This window comes from Vibrio sp. 10N.247.311.49 (genome assembly GCF_041467655.1).
Taxonomy (GTDB): domain Bacteria; phylum Pseudomonadota; class Gammaproteobacteria; order Enterobacterales; family Vibrionaceae; genus Vibrio; species Vibrio crassostreae_C.
Genome location: NZ_JBFSVA010000020.1, coordinates 18656 through 40456, shown reverse-complemented (window position 1 = coordinate 40456; position 21801 = coordinate 18656). Strand labels below are relative to the sequence as shown.

The following is a 21801-nucleotide window of genomic DNA, read 5'->3' as shown; positions in this document are numbered from 1 at the left end:
TAATTTTGAAAATTACACTTCAAACTGAGACACAAGGCTATCTAGCGCTTCACACTGTTCAGCCAATGCCATACATGCATTTTCTGCGCTGCTTGCCATCTCAACCATTTGCATGGTGCTTTCAGCGATGCGTTGAACATTCTTATTCACTTCTTCAGACACTTGAGACTGTTGCGAAGCCGCCGCAGCAATTTGTGTGTTCATGTCATTCATCTTGCCAATTGAGTTACGAATCTCACTCAATGAAGATGCTGCAGTTCCTGCTTGAACAATGGTTTTCTCGCCACTCACTTTGCTTTCAGTCATCACACCAACCGCGTGTTTAGCACCCACTTCTAAGCGTTCAATCATTGATTGGATTTCGCCAGTGCTGTCTTGAGTTTTACTCGCAAGCGCTCGAACTTCATCAGCCACAACCGCAAAGCCACGGCCTTGTTCACCCGCTCGTGCCGCTTCAATAGCCGCATTCAAAGCAAGTAGGTTGGTTTGCTCTGCAATGCCTTTGATCACACCAAGGATTGAGGCAATGTTCTTCACGTCTGTGTCCAGCTCTTGAACAACACCGCCCGCGTTCTCGATATCTTGCGCAAGGCGTTCAATCGAAGTCACGGTCAAGCCAAGCGTGGTGTCTGCCGATTCCACTTCATGATTGGCAACATTACTGGCGGTTGCCGCATCTAATGCATTACCACTCACCACTTCACTGGTTGCTTGCATCTCATGAACCGCCGCCGCGACTACTTCACTTTCACGCTGTTGGTTCGATGAAAATTCAGCAACACTTTGCGTTAACGATTTAATGTTTTCCATCTCAGCGCGTACCGCATTCGATGTAAAAATAACTTGTTCGACGGTGACATGGATCTTGCCAACAAACTGGTTGAAAGCAGAACTTAAACGAGCGATCTCATCATTACCTTCGACCTTCATACGTTGAGACAAGTTACCGTCACCCGATGCGATCTCATTCATCGCTTTCTCTACGTTCTGGATTGGCTGAACGATAAACCGATTGGATAACCACATAGCGAAAAGTGCAGCGAAAACAGCAACGGCCATACCCACTTCAATGATCAACTTACTCGATTCAATAGAGTCATCGGCTTGCTGGCGAAGCTCTTTCTGTTTCAATTCGATCAGAGTTCGGATATCGCGCAGTTGAGTACGAATGATCGCAAACTCTGCGTCAAGCGCTGGCGAGTAATCAATATTGTATTGGTCTGCGTTTGCTGGATCAGCGAACATTGGCTCGTGCAGTGCCACCCACTTGCTCATCGCGTTAACAAGCTTTGCTAACTCGCCACGTGAAGATGGGTCCAACACGCCCGCTTGATACAAGGTTTCGACACTTTGAAAACGAGGAACCGCTTTGTAAGCGTTGTCTTTAAATTCAAACTTTTGGTACTCGACCGCCGCTTGGTCTTTCGCAAGCAACAGACCTTGTGCCGAAGCGATAATTTGGTAGGTATCTCGGTAGCCATCTTCTAGGTTATCTAGCACTGGCTGAACCACATTATTGAGCTCGTTATTAATCGCAGCCTGAGCATTTGATCTGATAACGTTGAGCACAGTAACGGTAGAAAAAACAATCACAATCACCAACAGCGGGATCGCGATTTTACTCTTAATCGAAAGATTATTGATATTCATTGGGATTAATAACCACACTTAAAATAGGGATGCGCGCGCAATATACAGCACACATATAAAATCCCGCTAAGCTTTTGTGAGCTTCATCTCATAGCAAACGATACCGTAAATTCGTGTGATGCTTTTTCAATCAAAGGTTAACTTTCGGCGACTAAAATACTCTCTGATTTAGACTTATTTGCTGCTGATACGCGCAAATACTGGAGAAGTGTTAGAAATAACACCATAATGTAGGGCTCTAAAATAAGTAGGTAAGAACATGAAAATTTGTGGTGTTGAAATCAAAGGTAACGATGCAGTCATCTGTCTTCTTTCTCTGTCAGACGGCGTATTTAACATTCCTGATTGCCGAGTTTCTAAGGTTGCGATTAGCGACGCAAACGACACACAGAATATGAAAGACTTTCAATTCTCTTTTGCAAAGTTAATGGAAGATTACCAAGTAGAAAAAGTTGTAATTCGCCAACGTCAGACTAAAGGCAAATTTGCTGGCGGTGGCTTCGGCTTCAAACTAGAAGCAGCAATTCAGTTGATCGACGGCCTAGACGTAACCGTTGTATCACCTGCTGACATCAAGGAGAGCCTTAAGCGCAACCCTCTTATGATGAAGTTCAAAGAAACTGGCCTTAAGCAATACCAAGAAGCACCGTTTACAACGGCTTACGCTTGCTTGATGAAACGCTAATCAAAAGTCGCTAGCCAATATTTTATATAGAAAGAGCCTGAATATTCAGGCTCTTTTTTGTTTCTAGTCATCGATTTTTAGTAGGATGAGTTTGGTATACAAACTACCGCTCTAACACTGTTCGCCTACGAGCCTTAATTAACTCAGGCTTTTTCACCACCAAATAAACCGCCGCAGCAGACAAGGCAAAGCCCATCGCGCCATACATGTCGAACGACTCACCGAAAATAAGCCACGCTTGGATTGCTGTCGTCGGTGGCACCAAGTAAAAGACCGAAGCCACACTTGAAGATGCACCGTGCTCTACCATGTAAAGCAACAATAGGATGGCAACACAAGACAGAACGACCACCAGCCAAATTAGAGTCAACGTGAATTCTATCGTCCAGTTTACTTGCATAGTTTCGTAACGCATTGCGAACGGCAGAAACAACGCGGCAGAAGCCAAATATTGCACCATCGCACCGCCGACCATATCTGTCCCCTGACAGAAGCGCTTCTGATACAAAGTGCCGCAGGTAATACCCACCAAAGAAACCAAACACAATAACGTTGCCAAGCCTTTTTGGTCGTCTGACTGCCATTCAATATTGCCCATCAACACCAAACTAATACCCGCAAAACCAAGCGCTAACCCCAACCACTGTGCAAAATTAAAACGCTGCGAAGTACAGCTGATCATAATCAATGCGGTAAGAATCGGTTGTAAGCCAACAAGTAGAGAACTCAACCCGGCGGGCATACCTATATCAATCGCCAGATAGGTGCCACCAAGGTAGAAACCATGAATCAAGATGCCAACCACACTTGCGTGGAAGAATGCTCGACCACGAGGAATACGACGCTTAAGGATTGCAATCAAAACCAAGAACAGCGCCACGTTGGCTACCATCCTCAATGAAAGTAATGTTGCGGGTTCGGCATATTCAACACCAAGACGTGCGCCGACAAAACCTGACGACCACAATATTACAAACACAAACGGAATCATTTTAATCAGCATTACAAACCTCTGGTCAACTCTTCATCAATGCTGTTACCTTAGTTGGGTACAGATAACTAATAAAGATACAGATATAACACTTTAAATGGTTACAGATTGAGAGTGTACAACGAGGGAGAAACACGTGGAAGCAGAACTCAGCGGCAATAAATACCTTGCTACCGAACAACATATTAAGGCTCAGATCGATAAAGGACTTTTTCATCCAGACGATCGCCTTCCCTCGATCCGCCAGTTAAGCGAACAGCTTGGCGTAAGCAAAAATACCGTAATTCGAGCCTATCAAGAACTCGAAGCAACGGGTTGGGTTTACTCGGTACCTAAATCTGGCTATCGCGTAAAGACACCGAACACCACCTGCTGGGATACACCAAGCCAACCTCAAAAAGTGGACCTCTTATCTGTCACCAAATCGGTACTCTCTCGCCCGAAAGGCCGCCTGAAACTGTTGGCAGGTTCTGCGCACCCGAACATAAACAACCCTGCGATTCGTAGCTTGTATGCCGAGATTGGTCGCCACAGTCGATTACAAACTCAATTGCCTGGGTATTACCAATTACCTCCCGGCGACGAGCAATTAGTAAAGCAATTGTTAAAGATCACCCATGATCTAGGCGTACCTGCGGGATCCAAAGAGATTGCGATTACTCATGGTGCTCAACAGGCGATCAGTTTGGCACTACGTGCGCTCACCAAACCGGGTGACATCGTGGCAGTCGAGTCACCTTGTTACTTCGGTAATTTATTGTTGCTCGAATCACTTGGCTTGCAAGCTTTAGAAATCCCGAGCAGTGTTAGCCATGGCATTGACATTCCATCACTGCAGAGCGCGTTGGACAAATGGGAAGTAAAAACCTTACTGCTAACGCCAAACTTTACTAACCCAACCGGCTCAAGAATGCCATTGGCGAATCGAAAAGCATTACTGGAGATCACCGGATCTTTACCAATTATCGAAGACGATGTGTTCGGTAGCTTGGCGTTCGATACACCAATCGCTAGCCTCAAAGAGCTTGATGACCAAGATAGAGTCATCTACGTCAACTCACTGTCTAAAACCTTAGACTCACGCTTGCGAATCGGTTGGTTATTGTCGGGACGCTACCAACCTTTAGTCGAAAAGTACCTTTTATGCGACAACATGGGCAGCTCAAACCTGATGCAATCCGCGGTAGGGCAATTCCTCACTACCGGTAAATATCGCAGCCACTTATCCAAAATGAAACGGCTCTACCAAACCAACCAAAAGCAATTCCAAAGCCTGTTAATACAAGCACTAGATAGCCACCCACACCTTGTCGGGCAATACCACCTATCAAAACCGGAAGGCTCTTTTTTAAACTGGATAACACTGCCTGAATCGGTCGATAGCTACGCGGTCTATCAAGACTGTTTAAAGCATAAGTTGGGGATTTTACCCGGAACAGTATTTGGCACCAACGACCAATATAAACACTGCTTGCGCTTTACTGTTGCCAACATTGAAGAGAGCAAAGAGTGGAAAGAAGGGGTTGTGACACTAGCGAAAATAATCGCTAAGCACGTGCGTTAGGTTACCTTTCTAATTACCATTTAGACCAAAACAACAAAGCCCCATTCAACTGAGTGGGGCTTTCATCATTATAATATCTTGAGTTGCTTAAATACGATGGTTAGTTAAATACGATTACCCTTGCCAAGCGAACTGTTCAAAAACTTTGTCGACTGGCGTTTTAGCAACGTGGTTTACGTAATTACTGATCACTTTCTGAGACAGGCCAAGAATCACTTCTAGCACTTGTTGCTGACCGTAGCCCGCTTCGAAAAATGCTGCCATTTCACTTTCAGGCACATTGCCGCGGTTACGTACCATGCTCAGCGTAAAATCATGCAGGGCTTGCAGCTTTTCAGTGGGTAAAGCTGTGCGATTACGCAGTGCTTCGGTGATTGCAGGATCAACCTTCATTGAATGTGCAATGCCAGTGTGTGCAGGAACGCAGTAGTGGCATTCGTGTTCAACGTTGATGGTTTGCCAAACAACCGTTAGCTCTTCAGCATCGAAAGATGAGTCACTAAACGCCTGATGAAGCTGAGTGTAAGCCTTAAGTGTGTTTGGAGATTCAGCCAACACACCAAACAAGCCCGGCACTCTGCCCATCTGCTTTTTAGCGCCCTCAAGAATAGGTTGGCTTTGCTCTGGCGCGGATTCTACTGAGTGAATTTTGAAGTTGCTCATTGCTCTATCCCTATCAATTTTCGGTTCTAAAGTTATTCAATCACGGAGCAATTAATGAATGTTCTCCGTTGGTGTAAAAACAATATAGATCAAACAAGAACGATCGTTCAAGTGTTATTTTGAACAGTTGTTCAATTTATACATTGAAGCCAGAAGAATGTCTTCGTTCATAACAAGAAAGCCCAACAGGCAACACCTGATGGGCTTTCTCTTTTTCTCAATTTTTTTGCAAGCGGCTACCAATATTCTGCGTGGGCCAAGCCTTTAACACAGCTCGACTTGCCACTTGTTACTTTAATTTCACCACCAGTCAACGATTGAGCCAACCAACCGTGAGAGAAACTCAATTCAAAGGGCGCAGGGACTTGCTCAACGGTAATTTGCTCAAAGCCCACTTTTGAATAGTAGTTAGGATCACCGTACGTCACTGCAAGCTCAATACCCTGCTCTTTTAGGAGCTGCAAACCGGAGTTAATCAGGCGCTGACCAATACCACGCTTTTGCACCTGAGTGCTCGCCGCGACTGGCGAAAGCAAATATGCCTTGGTTTCATCGTCAAATGAAAGCGACGTAAAGATAATCGAGCCTACAATCGTACTATCCGCATCCGACTCACTAGAATCATCTTCAACAACAAAGCAAAATAGCTCTGTCGGAGCTGTGGTCGTTAAAAGATCGTTGGCAAGCTCACCCAAAGTTTTACCTTCGTTCTCACCTTCTGAATCCGTAAAGGTTTGAGTGAAAACTTGAGTGATCGTTTCGATTTCATTTGAATTATATTGCCTAAATTTCATGGTGTTACTCATTTACTTTAATTTCTTGAGCACAAAGAACTGATAATCAAAATCACGTTGTTCAGAACCTTTCGAAGGCTCTTGACCCAAACCGTTCTTTGATGTGCTGCTATCGAAAAATTGTTTAACTTCATTGTCGCAATCGACGAGCGCTTTTGAGTTCGGCATCGTTGCTTTAAGCGCTTCTATTCGCTTTTGAAAGGGCTGGTAATACGCAAGCCAACCAGCGTCACTCATTGCAAAGTGATCCAAAATTTCATAACCCGCTGCTTTTGCCTGTTTAATACGCTCGGAAACCGTCGTCATGTCCGGGTACTCTTTCTGCCAGAACGCTTTGCTCGATTCGTTAGGTTGTTCGGTATTCCACACCAAATCATTAACGACCAATATGCCGTCATCACTGAGTAAATTTCGCCACTGCTTTAGCGCCTTTTCAACACCCATGATGTAAGCGCTGCCTTCCGACCAAATTAGGTCAAACGACTTAGCTTCAAACGGCAGATCCATCATGCTCGCGCATACGGTTTTGACGTTGCTTTCTAAGCCAAGAACCCGTGCTTGCTGAGTCAGAACATCTAAACTCGGTTGATCATTATCTACCGCCGTTATTTGCACATCCACTTGATATTCTACTAAGGCTTTCGCTAACACAGAGGTGGCAATACCTTTACCACAACCGATCTCAAGCACACGTTTAGGAGAAACCGAAACGTGTACCAACGCCGCTAAAGTATCTTCCGCTGTTCCTGGCCCTAAACGCTGTAAACCCTCAAAGATCACCTCAAAATCCGCCATGTACTGGTCATGATCGTTCATGTCTTTTGAAAGCCATTTCAGTCGCAGTACTTGCTTCTCATCAAAGCCTTGCTTAATGAGCCAATCGAGATGCGCATCAGGCGCCACCTTGTCCATCGATTCATGCCAATCTTGCAAACCACTCTCGCCTAACAAGGCCGATAAAAGATCTCTCGAACGCTGTTTCTGAGCGATCTCTTCGTCCAATTGTTCGAGTCGGTTTTGTAACAAGGAGCGGTCAACCTTGGCATCCAAACACGCCTGACACTCTTTCAACGTCAGTCCACCCGCTTGTAACTGCTGCAACAATTTCACACGCTGCAAGTCGCGTTCGGAATAACTTCGATAACCATTATTGGTGCGTTGAGCTTCTATCAAACCCAACTTTCCATAGTACAAAAGCGTTGAACGGCTCAGGCCAACGAGCTCCGCTAATTCAGATATGCGATACATCCACTTCTCCCTCATTTCAGTAGTAAAGATAAACTATGAAGTTGTAGTCAGGTCAACAGAATTTTCGACACTTTTCTCGTTCTTTACCTATTTACCTTCAAATTGATAAAGCGATCTGAGCGTGTCTTTTACCCATAGAACGGTTAGTCATCGACATTGCCTGAACGGGATTCAGGAAAGGAGAAGTATTAAACTTGATGAATTGAAAACAATTAGCTCATAAACATACTTCTTTTTAACTGAATTTTGCCAATTTCTAAATCATTCAATAATGGACGAACGTTAACTAAACGATAAATAAACTCACCGAGTGAATACTTAAATCAACCACACATATACACCAGAAATTCCTGCTTAAATTTTTTAGAAAAATTCAAAATTTATTAGAAATTAACCCCTAACTTTACTGAGTATTTTGTTAGTCTTGGAAACAATTATTTACAATCCAAACAAAATTTAATTGGATCGCTTGAGGTTGTTTTTCTTGAATATGAAATTATTCGGCAGTTCTTTGATTCTGTCAGGAACTGCATTAGGGGCTGGCATGCTCGCTATTCCCATGGTGTTGGCCCAATTTGGCTTCATGATCAGCTCAGTGCTGATGCTACTTATCTTTATCGGCACCACATACTCTGCACTCCTCCTGGCAGAAGCATGCACTAAAACTAAAGACAACAGTGGCATGAGCAGTGTTGCTTACCTCACTCTGGGCAGCAAAGGTAAACACTTTATCAATGCACTCTTTTACCTGTTGCTAGTATGCATGTTGATCGCTTATATCTTGGGTGTCGGTGACATCATTCATAAGCTACTGCTCGACGTTGGTGTCGATGTATCAGCATCCGTTGCGTATACCATTTTCAGCCTATTGATGGGTGCTATCGTCGTCTCGGGCAAGTCTTATATCGACAAACTGAATCGCGGGCTATTCATCTTGATGGTCGTGATGCTGTTTATCGTTATCGCGTCATTATTTAGCAACATTCGCCTTGATTACCTAACTCAAACCAGCCAATACACGGCCAACGACGTGGTGCAATACAGCGCAGTTATCTTTACTAGCTTTGCCTCTATGGTGGTGATCCCGTCACTGGTTATCTACAACCGTGAAGCAACTCAAAAGCAGATCCGCAATATGATTCTGCTAGGCTCAGTGATTCCATTAATTTGCTACCTAACTTGGTTATTCGCGATTATCGGCAACCTTGGCACAGACGCGATAAGCCAGTTCCACAATATCTCTGAGTTGATCTCTGCGTTCAGCGGCCAATCTGCTTGGTTGAAAGTGGTGATCGCTCTGTTCTCTGCTCTGGCCTTGGTGACTTCTTTCCTCGGCGTGTCGATGGCGCTTTACGACCAAAACAAAGATGCGGTGACCAACAACAAAGCGTTGGCTTATGCGCTAACCTTCATCTTACCTTTGGTATTAGCTGAGCTGTTCGCTAGCCAGTTTGTAAGCATGCTGGACTATGCAGGCATGGTCCTGGTGTTCCTAGCTATCTGGGGCCCACTCGCAATGGTAGTTAAGGTTCGCAGACCTGACTTCCCTCACCTACAAACCGAAGGCAGCTACACAGCAGCCGGTGGCGACACGGCATTAATGGCGACATTTGGTTTTGGTGCGTTGATTTTCGTGTCTTTGTTTATGGGGTAGATCCCCATTGAATGGACTATCTGTTGCCATTTAGAAGACAGCAGATACAAATAGCCCGTTAGTCCTGCTATTAAAAGTAGAGACTAACGGGCATTTTACTTCTTATTGGAGTGCTTGCTAGTTAGCTCTTAAACGTACTCGCAATATCTTTCAATGAAGCTGCTAACTGAGCTTGTTCTTTGGCTGTTGCAGCTATTTGCGTTGCACCTGTCGTAGATTCTGTCGACTTCTGCTCTACTGCCATGACGTTTTGAGCAATATCTTGAGTCACTACCGCTTGCTCTTCGGTAGCGGTTGCGATCTGCTCAGTCATGCTAAAGATCTCGCTCACCGATGCTGAGATACCTTGTAAGGTGTGTTCCACCTCTTTTGAATCCTCAACCGCTTTAGACGACATCTTCTGACTGTTATCAATTACATTAAACGCGGTTTGCACATCAGACTGTAACGAGCTGATGAAACCTTCAATTTCAGCTGTCGACTGCTGAGTACGCTGTGCTAACGTGCGAACTTCATCAGCCACTACCGCAAATCCACGACCTTGCTCACCCGCTCTTGCCGCTTCAATTGCCGCGTTCAATGCTAACAAGTTAGTCTGTTCAGCGACGGACTTAATCACATCAATCACACTGTTGATGTTATTACTGCTCTCGTGTAAGTGCGTGATCTTTTCCGCTAGATCATTAATTTCAGATGCCAGTTTTTCGATAGAGTGGTAAGAGTTTTGAACCGTACTCAAACCTTCTTGAGACTGCTCATCGACCAGTTTAGCGGAACTTGCTGTCTGCTGAGTTTTAGCCGCCACCTCATTTACCGTTGCTGATAACTCTTCTGTCGCCGTCGCAACCAAGCCAATTTGGTCTTGTTGTTGCACTAGCGTGTTCGAATTGTAGTGACAGGTTTGTGAGGTTTCTTCAGCGGCTGAAGCTAAGGTCAGACTCGACTGAGACAGGTTGTCGATAACGTTTGAAAACTTCTCTAGCGTTTCGTTGAGTGCCGAAGAGATCTGTCCAAGCTCGCTGTTGCCAACGAACTTAGCGCGAACTGTTAAGTCGTTGTCATTACGAACCTTAGACAACATCACTGTAAGATCTTTTACTCTCATCGTCAGGTCGCTGATCGCCTTATAGCTCACGAAGGTCGCGAACAAGGTTATCAAAGCAAACAGACCAATACTCATCATCATCGCAGACTGCGCCTCTGACATTTTTTTCTCTGTCAGTGCGATAAGCGACTCTGCTAGGTGGTTTTCTGTTTTCTTTAGCTGAACAATACGAGCGGTAGATTGCGAGAACCAGTACACAGGATCAACATCAAAACCGCTCATCTTAGATTCAGCCAAACCACGAAGCTTTTCTACTTCTGCCACCGAACGATCATTCAATTGCTGTTCAAAGAAACGAACGTTAGCTGGGTTACTCAATACCTCAAAGTTTGAGAAATAGGTATTTTGCTCAGTCACCAAAGAGATGAATTTAACCAACATGCCTGGGCCAAATTCATTTTTAGAGAAGGTATTATTTAGGACAGCACGCTCGATACCCGCTCGCTCTTTACCTTGTAAAAAGTTGTAGTAAGCGATGGTTTCAGTGGTGATGGCAGCATCAGAGCTAAGCTCAGCAATTAACGCCGATACGCTCAGCAGCTTTGCATTAAGTTGGGTGTAGTAACCCAAAGCTTCAGACAGAGGAATCGATTGAGAATCCACTCGATTACGAATAGAAGTGATTTGATTTAGGCTTTGGCTTATTTCAGTGTTCAGCCGAGTGATCTGCGGTAAATCGATTTCAGCAGATTGCCAGTATTCGGTTTTCAGATTACGTCTATTATCTGCACTGGCTCTTTGTGCACGTAGTTCACTGACAAACTTAGTGCCCTGTGAGCCGATAAACCCAGCCGTCATTCCACGCTCTTTTTGTAACTCATGCACAAGTTCACTGTACACAACCGACAAACGGGTAAGTTGGTTTAATGAAGACAATTCACTGGTGGTTTCTACGCCTTTTGAAATCGCAGAAACGCTAAGCCATAGAAATCCCAAGATCGGTAAAATAAGCAAAGCGATGATTTTTTGCTTAAAAGACATATCGGTTAATTTCATTATCATTTCCCTAGCAGCTAACAAATCTTTTCAGTCATCTAACTCGCACACCCTTAATAAGATGCGCCTCAATTGTGACTGTATAATTATTCAACTTGATCAATGTGCATCAATTACCGTGCCACACAGATCGCGATGCGATGAAGGTAACATTTAACCTTACAAAATTCATTGATTTACCGATAAAACTGTTAGCTAAGCGACCTAACGATACCCAAAACACATGCGACAACATTTTATTGACGTAAGCGACTGAAATCTGACACACTTTAACTACCCAAAAGGTGTAGGCCTGCACCAATTATGTGCTCAGAGAAAACGATATATTCAGAACTAACTATAGATTCAACGCTCACCAGCGATTGATTCACAACTAATCAACTCCCTATTCTGCGCTGATTAACTGTCTATTCCTCGTTAACTAAATATGTATAATGCCGAATTATCAAAGTAGAGATTCGCAATAAATATGCGACAACAACTGAGAGATATTGTATGGATTGTCCCGCTTGCGAAGAACATATCGGTTGGGAATGGGTAGAAGAAGCGGCTATTGAACCCAATGAGGAATTCGATTGTCCAGAGTGCGAAGCAACATTGATGTACACCATCGATGAAGGCACCTACTACGGCGCTCAGCACAAGACCGTAGAAGTTATTGATGATTAAGATTATTTCCTGATGATCTGGATGTTTTATTAACTCTTTGATGTTCTAAGCCTGCGCAAAGCAGCTAAACACACCTTTACTAGAACGGGCGTTCAGCATAAAATATTGAACATATGTTCAGATTAATGAAGTAGATGTTATGGCTAAGACCGCTAAGTTCGATAGACAAGACGTAGTAGATAAAGCAACGAACCTGTATTGGGAAAAGGGCTTTCATGCGACTTCTATGCGCAACCTGCAAGACGTGATTGATATGCGTCCGGGCAGCATCTACGCGACGTTCGGCAGCAAAGAAGGTTTGTTTAAAGAGACGCTTGCTCGCTATACCGAACTTGGCATCCTGAATCTGAACCGCTTCCGCAGTGAAACCGAATCGCCTATCAAAGCGTTGGAAAACTTCGTAAAACGTGCGGTTGTCGAATCGAAACAGAGCGCACCAAACGGCATGTGTATGTTGGCTAAAACGGTCGCAGAACTGACTGATGAACACGCAGAATTGTTAGCAGAAGCGAAGAAGTCACTCAAGATAATGGAAGGTGAGTTCGCCAAGCTGATTTCAGAATCACAAGAATTGGGTGAGATCAGCAAAGAGCGCGATCCGACTCAACTTGCTCGTCATGTTCAGGTTCAAATCGCAGGCCTGCGTACTTACGCCAAAACCTGTGACGATATCGATTTGCTCAACTCAATGGTTGAAGACGTATTTAAGTACCACCCTTTTTAAGGGCTGAACTTATACATTAGAAAGCGATACAAAAAGACTCCACTTTCACCTTAACCGGCCTGAGCGGAGTCTTTTTAGTTTTGATCTAGTTAACTTTATAGATGATAAACTTTGCGGTTTAAAGAGTTACACCTTTCTCATGATCAACGCCTGAGCATTAAGCATCGCTTCCTTAGTACTGACATCTAACGTTTTCACGTTCGCAAAGCGTTCTACTTCTTTAATCGCCACGTCGTGAGCAAAGATCACCAGCCTCGCCCTTTCAATATCTTTCTGCGTGATACGATTGCCTATTCCGTTGGCACCCTGCGTTTCGACTTTAATCCGAACCCCAAGATGATGCGCCGCCTTTTCTAAGGATTTCGCTGCTAAGAATGTGTGGGCAACGCCTGACGGACAAGAAGTAATCGCCAATACCTCCGCTTGCCCTTCTTCCGTTACCGAGCCACCCGTGAACTGATTAGAGTTCGCTTCGCCTTCGACCACGTTCTTTTTCAGCAGTATTACAATTAAAGCCGTGGTAAGAGCCCCTGCGAGTGTGCCAATGATGTAGCCAATCTTGCCATCCACCACCGGCAGCACAATCCAGCCGCCCCATGGTGCATGGTTCACTACATGGAACATAAAGCCGACCACGTTACCAACTACGCCACCAGCAACAACAGCAGGCAGAACGCGCGCAGGATCGGCGGCTGCAAAAGGAATCGCGCCTTCACTGATGCCAATCATTCCCATGATGCCTGCGGCTTTTCCGGCTTCGCGTTCGTCGCGTTTGAATTTCTTCGGTGATATGAAAGTCGCCAATGCCATGCCGAGTGGCGGTGTACAAATTGCTATCCCGACACCGCCCATCAACCATGGCTGAGTATTCACCTGCGTTTGAGCAAACAGCGTGGCTACTTTGTTGATCGGGCCGCCCATATCAAAGGCCGTCATCGCACCCAAAATGCTACCCAACACCACTTTCCCTGAACCTGCCATGCCAGTCAGCATCTGGTTCATCTCTAGCATCACTTGGGCAATAGGAGAACCAATCACCCACATCACAGCGCCACAGGTAACAAAGGTGCCGACTAGTGGATAGATGAAGATCGAGCTCAGCGAGATCATGCTATCTGGCAGTTTGATCTTCTTGAGCAGATTCACCACAAAACCCGCAAAGAAGCCGACCACAATTGCACCGAGAAAACCGGTGTTGTATTGATTGACCGCGACCCAAGAACCAATCATACCGGGCGCTAAACCCGGTTTGTCGGCCATTGAATACGCGATGTAACCACCCAGCACGGCGGTAAACAGGGTTAACCCTGCGATGCCCATTTGTGCGATGTCAGCCAAAACGCCACTCTCAGGCACTGCGCCATGACCCGACATCATTACCGACAAAGACAAAAGCACACCACCCGCGACCACGAATGGAATCATGTGTGAGGTGCCGTATAACAAGTGTTCTTTAAGACGATTAAGAGATTGTGCCCAAGGGCTTAGTGGTTCGACATAAACTTCATGATGGCTAGAGGCGTAACTATCGAAAGGTTCAAAATTGGCTTCGAGAAACAGCTCTTGAGCTTCTTCGACCGACTCCACCGCCTTTAATTTTGTAACAAAGCCATCTTCGATAAGTCTGGTCGAAATCTGAGCTAGTACCTCGATATGGTGGTCGTCGTGGTTGTTTGGTGAAGCGAGCATAAAGAACACGTCCGACAGCTCGCCGCCGTCTGCGCCATAATCGATGCCAGATCGGCTGATACCTACCGCCACAGCTGGTTTAGCTACGGCAGTACTTTTCGCGTGTGGAATCGCAATACCATCGTCAAAGCCTGTATTACCGATGGCTTCACGCTTCCAGATATCATCAAGGAATTCACGTTTATTGGAGAGCTTACCGGCACGGTCGAGCAGTTCAACAAGCTCTTCAAATACCGCCTGTTTTGAGTCTGCTTGTAAATCTAAGCAGATGATCTCGGGCTCGATAATGTTGGTGATATCCATATGCTGCTCTGCCTCGCCTGATTTCAGACTGAAGTAATTAGTATCTGTTAACCTAGAGATAAGGTTAATAAGATGAAAAGATTAACGGTGTGAAGGCACTCAATATATAGGACGAAAGGTGCATTAACTGGATTATTGTAACCAAGAACTCAGAGTGTGACTTTCACCTTGGAATAAAAAACGCCAATCCATAAAATCCACAGAACCCATAACAATATCGCCCCTCCCTTATGCGAGCTTTCTATACTGGATTTTCCATGCAAGATAGCTTTTCCAAGGTAGCTTCTGAAAGGTAGCTTTTGTAACGTAACAGGGACGAGATTAAGCCGAGAATAATAATGAGAATTGTAGCGGTAACTGCGTGCCCTACAGGCATTGCGCACACCTATATGGCAGCTGATGCTCTAAATAAAACAGCCCCTAAGTTCAACGTTTCAATCAAGGTTGAGACGCAAGGCGCTATGGGTATTGAAAACTTACTGACCGCCCAAGATATTACCCTCGCAGACAAAGTGTTGATCGTCTCTGATATCGATATTGAACAACCAAGCCGGTTCGACCCAGCTAAAACCGTATTCATTCCCATGGAAGAGGTGTTGTTGAGTGTCGATAAAGTCTTTATTAAGCATTGTCGAACTTAAACTTTTCATGAACGAATACCAGATCACCTTCTTCGTTAACGATCCTTCCGCGAACTCACATGTCGCGCAGCCCCTTACTCGATTAGCGAAGAAGTTCAAAAGCAACATCCGCATTATCAACATCACTCAAAATCGAACGGCTGATCTCTCCAAATCCGTTGCGATGCTGCAAGTAGGTTTACTTCGTGGTGATTTGTGTCAGATAACCGCGGTTGGGATTGATGCGGAGCTGGCCTGTTTCGTTCTCAAAGATGTAATTGCTGAGCATTACGACATGGTTGGTTCACAAGTGAACCATGAATTCTCGAAAGATCTAATCCAGCGTATGCCGCAAATATGCCCGCCCTGTGACATCAAGTGGCACCATGCCAAAGCACAAACTCAACTGACCAAATTTGAATGCTTGAAAGGCCTCGCTCACCTTGTTTATCCAGAAGACCCAGATGAACTAATTCTGGCATTCATTAAGCGAGAAGAACGCTCGTCTACGTGCGTGTCACCGGGTATCGCCTTGCCGCATGTGATGTTTGAATCGACTCAAGATCTCTCAATTGCCGTTATTGTCAGTGACGACCCGATTGACTGGGCATCACGTATTGGCGAAGTGCATGTAGCCATTGCTTTGGTATTGCCAACCAAGCCACAGCGTGAGCACATTGTGGCGGCGACCAACCTAACTCGAAACCTGCTTCACGATCAGGTCAATGAACGTCTGCAAAAGACCCGAAGCAGTGTCGACCTGCAAGCCCTGTTGATGTACATCTCTTCTCGTCTGATTTAATTCATCTCACCCTTTTAAGTTCAATTTCTTATTCAGCTAAGTTGCTCACTCCATTGGTTATAATCCCAATTGCTCACACAATAAAAAACGGCTGAGCAATTACGCTCAGCCGTTCTATTCTAAATTGCTTATCTTGTAGGTTTAGTTACTCAAGCCGTTTTTTTCGCTTGTTTCGCATCCTCAACCGAGTCGTCTACAGCTTTCACTAACAGTAGACCAACGATAAACACGATACCGCCACACAGTACGAACATCATTCTTCCCCAAAATGGGTTTGGTAGAGCAAACATCGCCATCACAGCTACACCAGACACTGCGATCAATGAACCCAGCATGTGACGTTGTTTGTTATCCAGTTTCTTCTGCGCGGTTGATTCAGAAACCAAAGGCGTCGATAGGTTAGTGAAGAAGGTATCAACATCTTTCTGACGAGACGCTTCCAGTAGTTTATAGAACAAAGTCGAAAGAAGAAAGAAGCCGCCTGTAAACGTTAAGTGAGCAATCAGACCTACCGCTACTTTCAAATCAGACCATTCACGACCTGTTAGCGGCTCTAGGTTGAACCAATTTTGTAGCATTTCAGCGGTAATCACGAAGCCTACGATGTAAGACACAATCGCGCCAACCACTAACGTGCCCCAACCTGCCCAGTCCGGAGTCTTCTTAATGAAGAAGCCACAGAATGCTGGAATCGTCATTGGGAAACCGATTAATGCACCTACGTACATCATGGTGTCGAACAAGCTCAAGCCTTTCAATGAATTGATAAACAGTGCGATAAGGATGATAGCGACACCGAAAACCGAAGACATCAACTTAGATACAACCATCAACTCTTTCTCTGTCGCGTTTGGACGAAGAATCGGTTGGTAGAAGTTGATTACAAAGATACCTGAGTTACGGTTTAAGCCTGAGTCCATAGAAGACATGGTTGCTGCGAACATTGCTGCGATTAGAAGCCCCACCATACCCGCTGGCATGTATTGCTCTACGAAGTAAAGGTAAGCGAAGTCGCCTGCTTTAGAACCTGCGTCTGGGTAATGTGCTGCAAGGTCAACGCCTTGTCCTGCTACAAACCAAGGTGGCATGAACCAAATGATTGGACCAATTGTCATCAGAATACACGCCAACAGCGCCGCTTTCTTCGCGTTCTTAGAGTCTTTTGCCGCTAGGTAACGGTAAGAGTTCAACATATTGTTGGTGATACTGAACTGCTTGAAGAAGATGAAGAATGCCCAGATTCCGAAGATGCTTACATAGTTCAGGTTGTTACCAGAAACAAATGATGCGCCTTCTGCTACAGGGAAATCGTTGATGATTTCAGTCACGCCGCCACCTTGCACGATAGCCACAGCAGCACATGTTACGGTTACTGCCATGATGATAACCATCTGCATGAAATCAGACGCGATAACCGCCCATGAACCGCCCGTTACCGACATCACTAGTACAACAAGACCAGTTAGAACGATAGTGGTTGTCATATCGAAGCCAAAGATACCCGATGCGATAATCGCCAAGCCGTTAAGCCAGATACCCGCAGAAACAATACTGTTCGGCATGCCAGACCAAGTAAACACTTGCTCGTTGAAGCTACCAAAACGCATACGAATCGCGTCAATTGGCGTTACCACGCGTAGTTGACGGAATTTCGGAGCGAAGTACAGGTAGTTCATCAGGTAACCAAATGCGTTCGCTAGGAAGATAACCGCGACAGCCATACCATCGGCATACGCTTTACCCGCTGCGCCAGTGAAGGTCCAAGCACTGAACTGAGTCATAAACGCAGTTGCGCCTACCATCCACCAAAGCATGTTACCGCCCCCGCGGAAATAGTCACTGGTTGTACTGGTGAACGTTCTAAACATCCAACCTATTGCGATAAGGAAAAGGAAATAAATTCCTACGATCAGAGTATTGAGTTCCATGTATAAGTCTTCTTTATGATGAATATCTGAAGAGCATATTATCTATTGAATTTTTAATTTGTAGTATTATAAGTCAAGGTTGTGATGGGGCGTATAAACCTGAATATTTGATTTCGAGGCATGAATTACACGTTAGTAAATAAAGAACAATCCAACGAAAAGTAAACATTTAAAATCAATAACTTAAAAACATTTCAATCAGTAATCTGGACAACAATAACAAGATTTTATCGTCTCGATAAGTGGTTTTTAATTTACTTAGCATTCATTAAATGCATCGCATTAATACATCAACTCTCACACGTTTAATTCAATAAATAGGCAACGAAAAATAATAAGCAACTCGCAAAGCGAACCCGTAATGTTATTAATTGGGGTTATTTAGTGAAACGGGATAAATAGAAATCGTGCCTAAAGATAAGGTTGGGAAATAAGGTGTAGAAATAAACGGCAGAGGAGAACACAAAGCAAATTGATCACCACAACACAGAGCTCACTGTGGTGATCTAGTCATACAAATTTCGGTCGTATACGCTCTGGTCAGAAAAGGTCATTTGAAGGGATATTAGATAGAGCCACGATATTCGGTCGGCGTTCTTCCGGTGCGATTCTTAAACACTCGACAGAAGTAGTTCACATCCTTAAAGCCACAACGCACTGCCACTTCATTGAGCTTGAAGTTGTACTTTTTGAGCATGAACTTAGCGCGATCGACCCGCACGCGGGTAATGTACTCTGCTAGCGTCATGTGGCCTTGCTGACGGAACATTCGCGACAAGTGATTGGATGAAATGCTAAAGCGTGAGGCAATGCTGTCTCGGGTGATTTGGCGGTGGAAGTTCTCTTGAATGTAGATACAAATCCCCTGATACACATCCTGTACTCGGCTATGAGATTTTTCTACGGGCGCTTCCAGCATGATTTTACTGTATTGCAGTAGAGCTTGCAGCAATAACTCATCCATCGGCTGCTTGTTGCTCTCCCTCGCTAGCGAGCTAAGCGCCTCCAAGATATTATCAATCGCAAACCCTGATCGAGTCTGAATACTGTGCTTTTGGATATCGTAAAAGCTCTCCTCGCCTTTGCGCTTACTCACCAAGCTTAAACCAAGCTGACGACGACCAAACAACATACTCAACACTGAGCAGTAAGTATCCCAATTGGGTTTATTCCAGCAGTTCGGTGGGATGAAAATCGCGTCTCCAGCTTTGGCAATAACGTTAGTTATTTTGCGATCATGACTCTCCATTTCATTAATATACTCTCCGTCTAGCACCAGCTCTAAGCGCGGAAAGTTCACCTGATAACTGCACGCTGAAGGTGTATGAAAATCTCCAGCAAACCAGATGTTATGAAACGGTTCTCGCTCATTTAACACCGACGAGATTAAGTCATGAAATATCATTATTCGAACTCTTATAAGCAGCAATAAGGCTACCGGAATAGATATACCTGTAACTGAAACATAGCGCTATTGAGCAAAATCACAATTTGAGATCTAAGTTACAAAAATCCAGTCGTAGAAATAAATCTCCAGTAACGAAACTGACCTAGCACGTTCCTGACTGGATAAACAAATACGCTACAGCCCTTATAAATAAAAGCCTCAAAACATCTTAAACTCTGTCAACACCGCCCTAAAAACGACCACTCAACCGATCAAAATCACACTCCACTTATAACGCAACAATCATCCAGTAAATGCATTTTTTCTTCACTACAGAAGGCAAGCCGTAGATTCCAGAATACCCCTAACAAAATAAAAACAGAGTAGGGGTTCATTATGATCACGACATTGATCAATCAAGATTTGATTAAGCTTTCGCTTAGCACTAATTCAAAAGAAGACGTATTTAAAGAGCTGATAGACGTGCTTTACGCACAAGGTAGAATCTCAGACAAAGCACAGTTTCTTGCCGACATTAAGGCTCGTGAAGAACAAGGTAATACCGGATTTGAAGAAGGCATCGCCTTACCACATGCGAAAAGTAGCGCGGTGATCAAACCTGCAGTAGTGATCGGTGTCCACAAAGAAGGGATCGAGTACGGCGCAGATGACGGTCTGCCATCAAAACTGTTCTTCATGATTGCGTCTCCAGATGGCGGCGATGATCACCACATCGAAGTACTGGCAGAGCTTTCTTCAAAACTGATTGAAGAAGGCTTTATCGAAAGCTTTATGAATGCTCAATCTGAAGAAGAAGCATTAGAACTACTGCTTACCAAACCTGAGCCATCAGAAACTGAAACCAACGTTGAGAAACAAGGCTTCATCATTGGTGTGACAGGCTGTCCTGCTGGCGTTGCACACACTTATTTGGCAGCTGAAGCGCTAGAGAAAGGCGCAGCGGCTCTTGGCTATGACATCAAGGTCGAAACCAACGGCTCGATAGGCGTTAAAAACAGCCCGACTCAAGAAGAGATCGAACGCGCAGATGCGATTGTGGTCGCTTGTGACAAACAGGTCGACATGGCTCGTTTTGCTGGCAAACGCGTTGTCTGCACTAACGTAAAAGCACCAATCAAAGACGCACAAGGCTTGATTCAGCAAGCGCTCAATGCACCTAGCTACCAAGCTGAACAAGCACCGACCAACCAATCTGTTGCAGAGAAAGCCTCGCAAGCACGTTCAGACCTTTATCGTTACTTGATGAATGGCGTATCACACATGATCCCATTCGTGGTGACTGGCGGCCTATTGATTGCCCTTGCTCTGGCGATTGGCGGCGAGCCAAGTGAATCTGGCATGGCGATTCCTGCTGGCAGCATGTGGAACCAAATTCTAGAAGTCGGTGTGGTTGCCTTCACACTGATGATTCCGATTTTGGCTGGTTATATTGCTTACGCGATTGCTGACCGCCCAGCCCTAACCCCTGGCTTAATTGGCGGTTGGATTGCCAACAACGGCTCTTTCTATGGCGCTGACGCAGGCACTGGCTTCATTGGCGCAATCATCGCGGGTTTATTAGTGGGTTACTTCGTTAAATGGATTACTTCGTTTAACTACCACAAATTCGTTCAACCACTTGTGCCTATCATGATCGCTCCGATCACTGGCTCTCTATTCATCGCGGGTCTGTTCATCTTTGTTATCGGTGCACCTATCGCTGGGCTGATGGATGCGCTTACTGCACTACTAACGAGCATGAGCACAGGCAACGTGGTTCTGCTTGGCATCGTCCTTGGTGGCATGGCCGGTTTCGATATGGGCGGCCCATTCAACAAGGTGGCGTTCCTATTCTCGGTCGGCATGATTGCCAGCGGTCAAACTCAATTCATGGGTGCTATGGCGTGCGCAATCCCTGTGGCTCCACTGGGTATGGCTATCGCAACCAGAATCGGCCGTAAGTTCGACTTATTTGAATCTTCTGAAATTGAAGCAGGCAAAGCAGCAGGCGCGATGGGCTTAGTGGGTATCTCTGAAGGTGCCATTCCTTTCGCGGCTCAAGATCCAATGTCAGTTATCCCTGCCAACGTGCTTGGCTCAATGACTGCTGCGGTAATGGCGTTCTCATTTGGCATCACCAACAGCGTTGCTCACGGTGGTCCAGTGGTCGCTCTACTTGGCGCAATGAACTACCCACTGCTAGCACTCGTGTGCATGGCATCTGGTGCGGGCGTAACTGCGGTTACTTGTATCGCGCTTAAAAATCTACGCAAAGCCAAGCTGACAGCAGCAGCGGCTTAAGCCATTTCAATTCCAATGGTTTGAGCCC

The 21801-nt window shown here is 45.1% G+C and carries 17 protein-coding genes; 8 read left to right on the top strand and 9 right to left on the bottom strand.

Annotated elements, in window-relative coordinates:
* Positions 1-12: 12 nt before the first annotated feature.
* Entirely contained in the window at positions 13-1650 is a 1638-nt protein-coding gene (locus tag AB6E54_RS17415) for a methyl-accepting chemotaxis protein (RefSeq protein WP_372106782.1), read from the bottom strand.
* Between the two features lie 259 nt (positions 1651-1909).
* On the opposite strand from AB6E54_RS17415, the gene AB6E54_RS17410 reads away from it, so the two are divergent.
* Complete coding sequence (locus AB6E54_RS17410; RefSeq protein ID WP_017071370.1) at positions 1910-2335, top strand: DUF3010 family protein; 426 nt, start codon at positions 1910-1912, stop codon at positions 2333-2335.
* Between the two features lie 103 nt (positions 2336-2438).
* On the opposite strand, the gene AB6E54_RS17405 is transcribed toward AB6E54_RS17410, so the two are convergent.
* The gene (locus AB6E54_RS17405) at positions 2439-3338 is read right to left on the bottom strand and encodes a DMT family transporter (RefSeq protein ID WP_102429238.1); all 900 of its coding nucleotides are present in this window, start codon (positions 3336-3338) and stop codon (positions 2439-2441) included.
* Positions 3339-3462: 124 nt separating this feature from the next.
* Between AB6E54_RS17405 and AB6E54_RS17400 the strand changes: the two genes are divergently transcribed.
* Complete coding sequence (locus AB6E54_RS17400; RefSeq protein ID WP_017064936.1) at positions 3463-4890, top strand: PLP-dependent aminotransferase family protein; 1428 nt, start codon at positions 3463-3465, stop codon at positions 4888-4890.
* Between the two features lie 114 nt (positions 4891-5004).
* Here AB6E54_RS17400 and AB6E54_RS17395 read toward each other — a convergent pair whose 3' ends face one another.
* The 3 genes from AB6E54_RS17395 to AB6E54_RS17385 form a co-directional block, all read right to left on the bottom strand.
* Positions 5005-5553 (bottom strand): carboxymuconolactone decarboxylase family protein, encoded by a 549-nt coding sequence (locus tag AB6E54_RS17395; protein WP_017061666.1) that lies wholly within the window; start codon positions 5551-5553, stop codon positions 5005-5007.
* Positions 5554-5789: 236 nt separating this feature from the next.
* Positions 5790-6359 carry a GNAT family N-acetyltransferase gene (locus AB6E54_RS17390; protein WP_102332217.1) on the bottom strand — a complete coding sequence of 190 codons (570 nt, stop codon included), beginning with the start codon at positions 6357-6359 and terminating at the stop codon, positions 5790-5792.
* On the bottom strand, positions 6360-7595 hold the full coding sequence (locus tag AB6E54_RS17385) for a MerR family transcriptional regulator (RefSeq protein ID WP_102332218.1): 1236 nt from the start codon (positions 7593-7595) through the stop codon (positions 6360-6362). It lies immediately after the preceding gene.
* A 490-nt stretch (positions 7596-8085) separates the two neighbouring features.
* On the opposite strand from AB6E54_RS17385, the gene AB6E54_RS17380 reads away from it, so the two are divergent.
* A complete protein-coding gene (locus AB6E54_RS17380; RefSeq protein WP_102332219.1) occupies positions 8086-9249 on the top strand; it encodes an amino acid permease in 1164 nt (387 codons plus the stop codon).
* 121 nt (positions 9250-9370) lie between these two features.
* Here the strand turns inward: AB6E54_RS17380 and AB6E54_RS17375 are convergent, their stop codons facing one another.
* Positions 9371-11350, bottom strand: a complete 1980-nt coding sequence (locus AB6E54_RS17375; protein ID WP_229648208.1) for a methyl-accepting chemotaxis protein — start codon at positions 11348-11350, stop codon at positions 9371-9373.
* Between the two features lie 495 nt (positions 11351-11845).
* Here AB6E54_RS17375 and AB6E54_RS17370 point away from each other — a divergent pair, with 495 nt between their 5' ends.
* The gene (locus AB6E54_RS17370) at positions 11846-12019 is read left to right on the top strand and encodes a hypothetical protein (RefSeq protein ID WP_017061661.1); all 174 of its coding nucleotides are present in this window, start codon (positions 11846-11848) and stop codon (positions 12017-12019) included.
* 139 nt (positions 12020-12158) lie between these two features.
* Positions 12159-12743, top strand: a complete 585-nt coding sequence (locus AB6E54_RS17365) for a TetR/AcrR family transcriptional regulator (protein ID WP_017061660.1) — start codon at positions 12159-12161, stop codon at positions 12741-12743.
* Positions 12744-12869: 126 nt separating this feature from the next.
* Here the strand turns inward: AB6E54_RS17365 and AB6E54_RS17360 are convergent, their stop codons facing one another.
* The gene (locus tag AB6E54_RS17360) at positions 12870-14735 is read right to left on the bottom strand and encodes a fructose-specific PTS transporter subunit EIIC (protein ID WP_372106780.1); all 1866 of its coding nucleotides are present in this window, start codon (positions 14733-14735) and stop codon (positions 12870-12872) included.
* A 338-nt stretch (positions 14736-15073) separates the two neighbouring features.
* On the opposite strand from AB6E54_RS17360, the gene AB6E54_RS17355 reads away from it, so the two are divergent.
* Together AB6E54_RS17355 and AB6E54_RS17350 are read left to right on the top strand one after the other, a co-directional pair.
* Positions 15074-15376 carry a PTS fructose transporter subunit IIB gene (locus AB6E54_RS17355; protein WP_004732927.1) on the top strand — a complete coding sequence of 101 codons (303 nt, stop codon included), beginning with the start codon at positions 15074-15076 and terminating at the stop codon, positions 15374-15376.
* Between the two features lie 7 nt (positions 15377-15383).
* Positions 15384-16157, top strand: coding sequence for a PTS sugar transporter subunit IIA (locus AB6E54_RS17350; protein ID WP_280544229.1), 774 nt, complete (start codon positions 15384-15386; stop codon positions 16155-16157).
* Positions 16158-16306: 149 nt separating this feature from the next.
* On the opposite strand, the gene AB6E54_RS17345 is transcribed toward AB6E54_RS17350, so the two are convergent.
* Both AB6E54_RS17345 and AB6E54_RS17340 read right to left on the bottom strand, forming a co-directional pair.
* Complete coding sequence (locus AB6E54_RS17345; RefSeq protein WP_372106778.1) at positions 16307-18085, bottom strand: sodium:solute symporter family transporter; 1779 nt, start codon at positions 18083-18085, stop codon at positions 16307-16309.
* A 565-nt stretch (positions 18086-18650) separates the two neighbouring features.
* Positions 18651-19490, bottom strand: a complete 840-nt coding sequence (locus AB6E54_RS17340; RefSeq protein WP_102332224.1) for a helix-turn-helix transcriptional regulator — start codon at positions 19488-19490, stop codon at positions 18651-18653.
* A 378-nt stretch (positions 19491-19868) separates the two neighbouring features.
* Between AB6E54_RS17340 and AB6E54_RS17335 the strand changes: the two genes are divergently transcribed.
* Complete coding sequence (locus tag AB6E54_RS17335; protein ID WP_102332225.1) at positions 19869-21773, top strand: fructose-specific PTS transporter subunit EIIC; 1905 nt, start codon at positions 19869-19871, stop codon at positions 21771-21773.
* Positions 21774-21801: the final 28 nt, after the last annotated feature.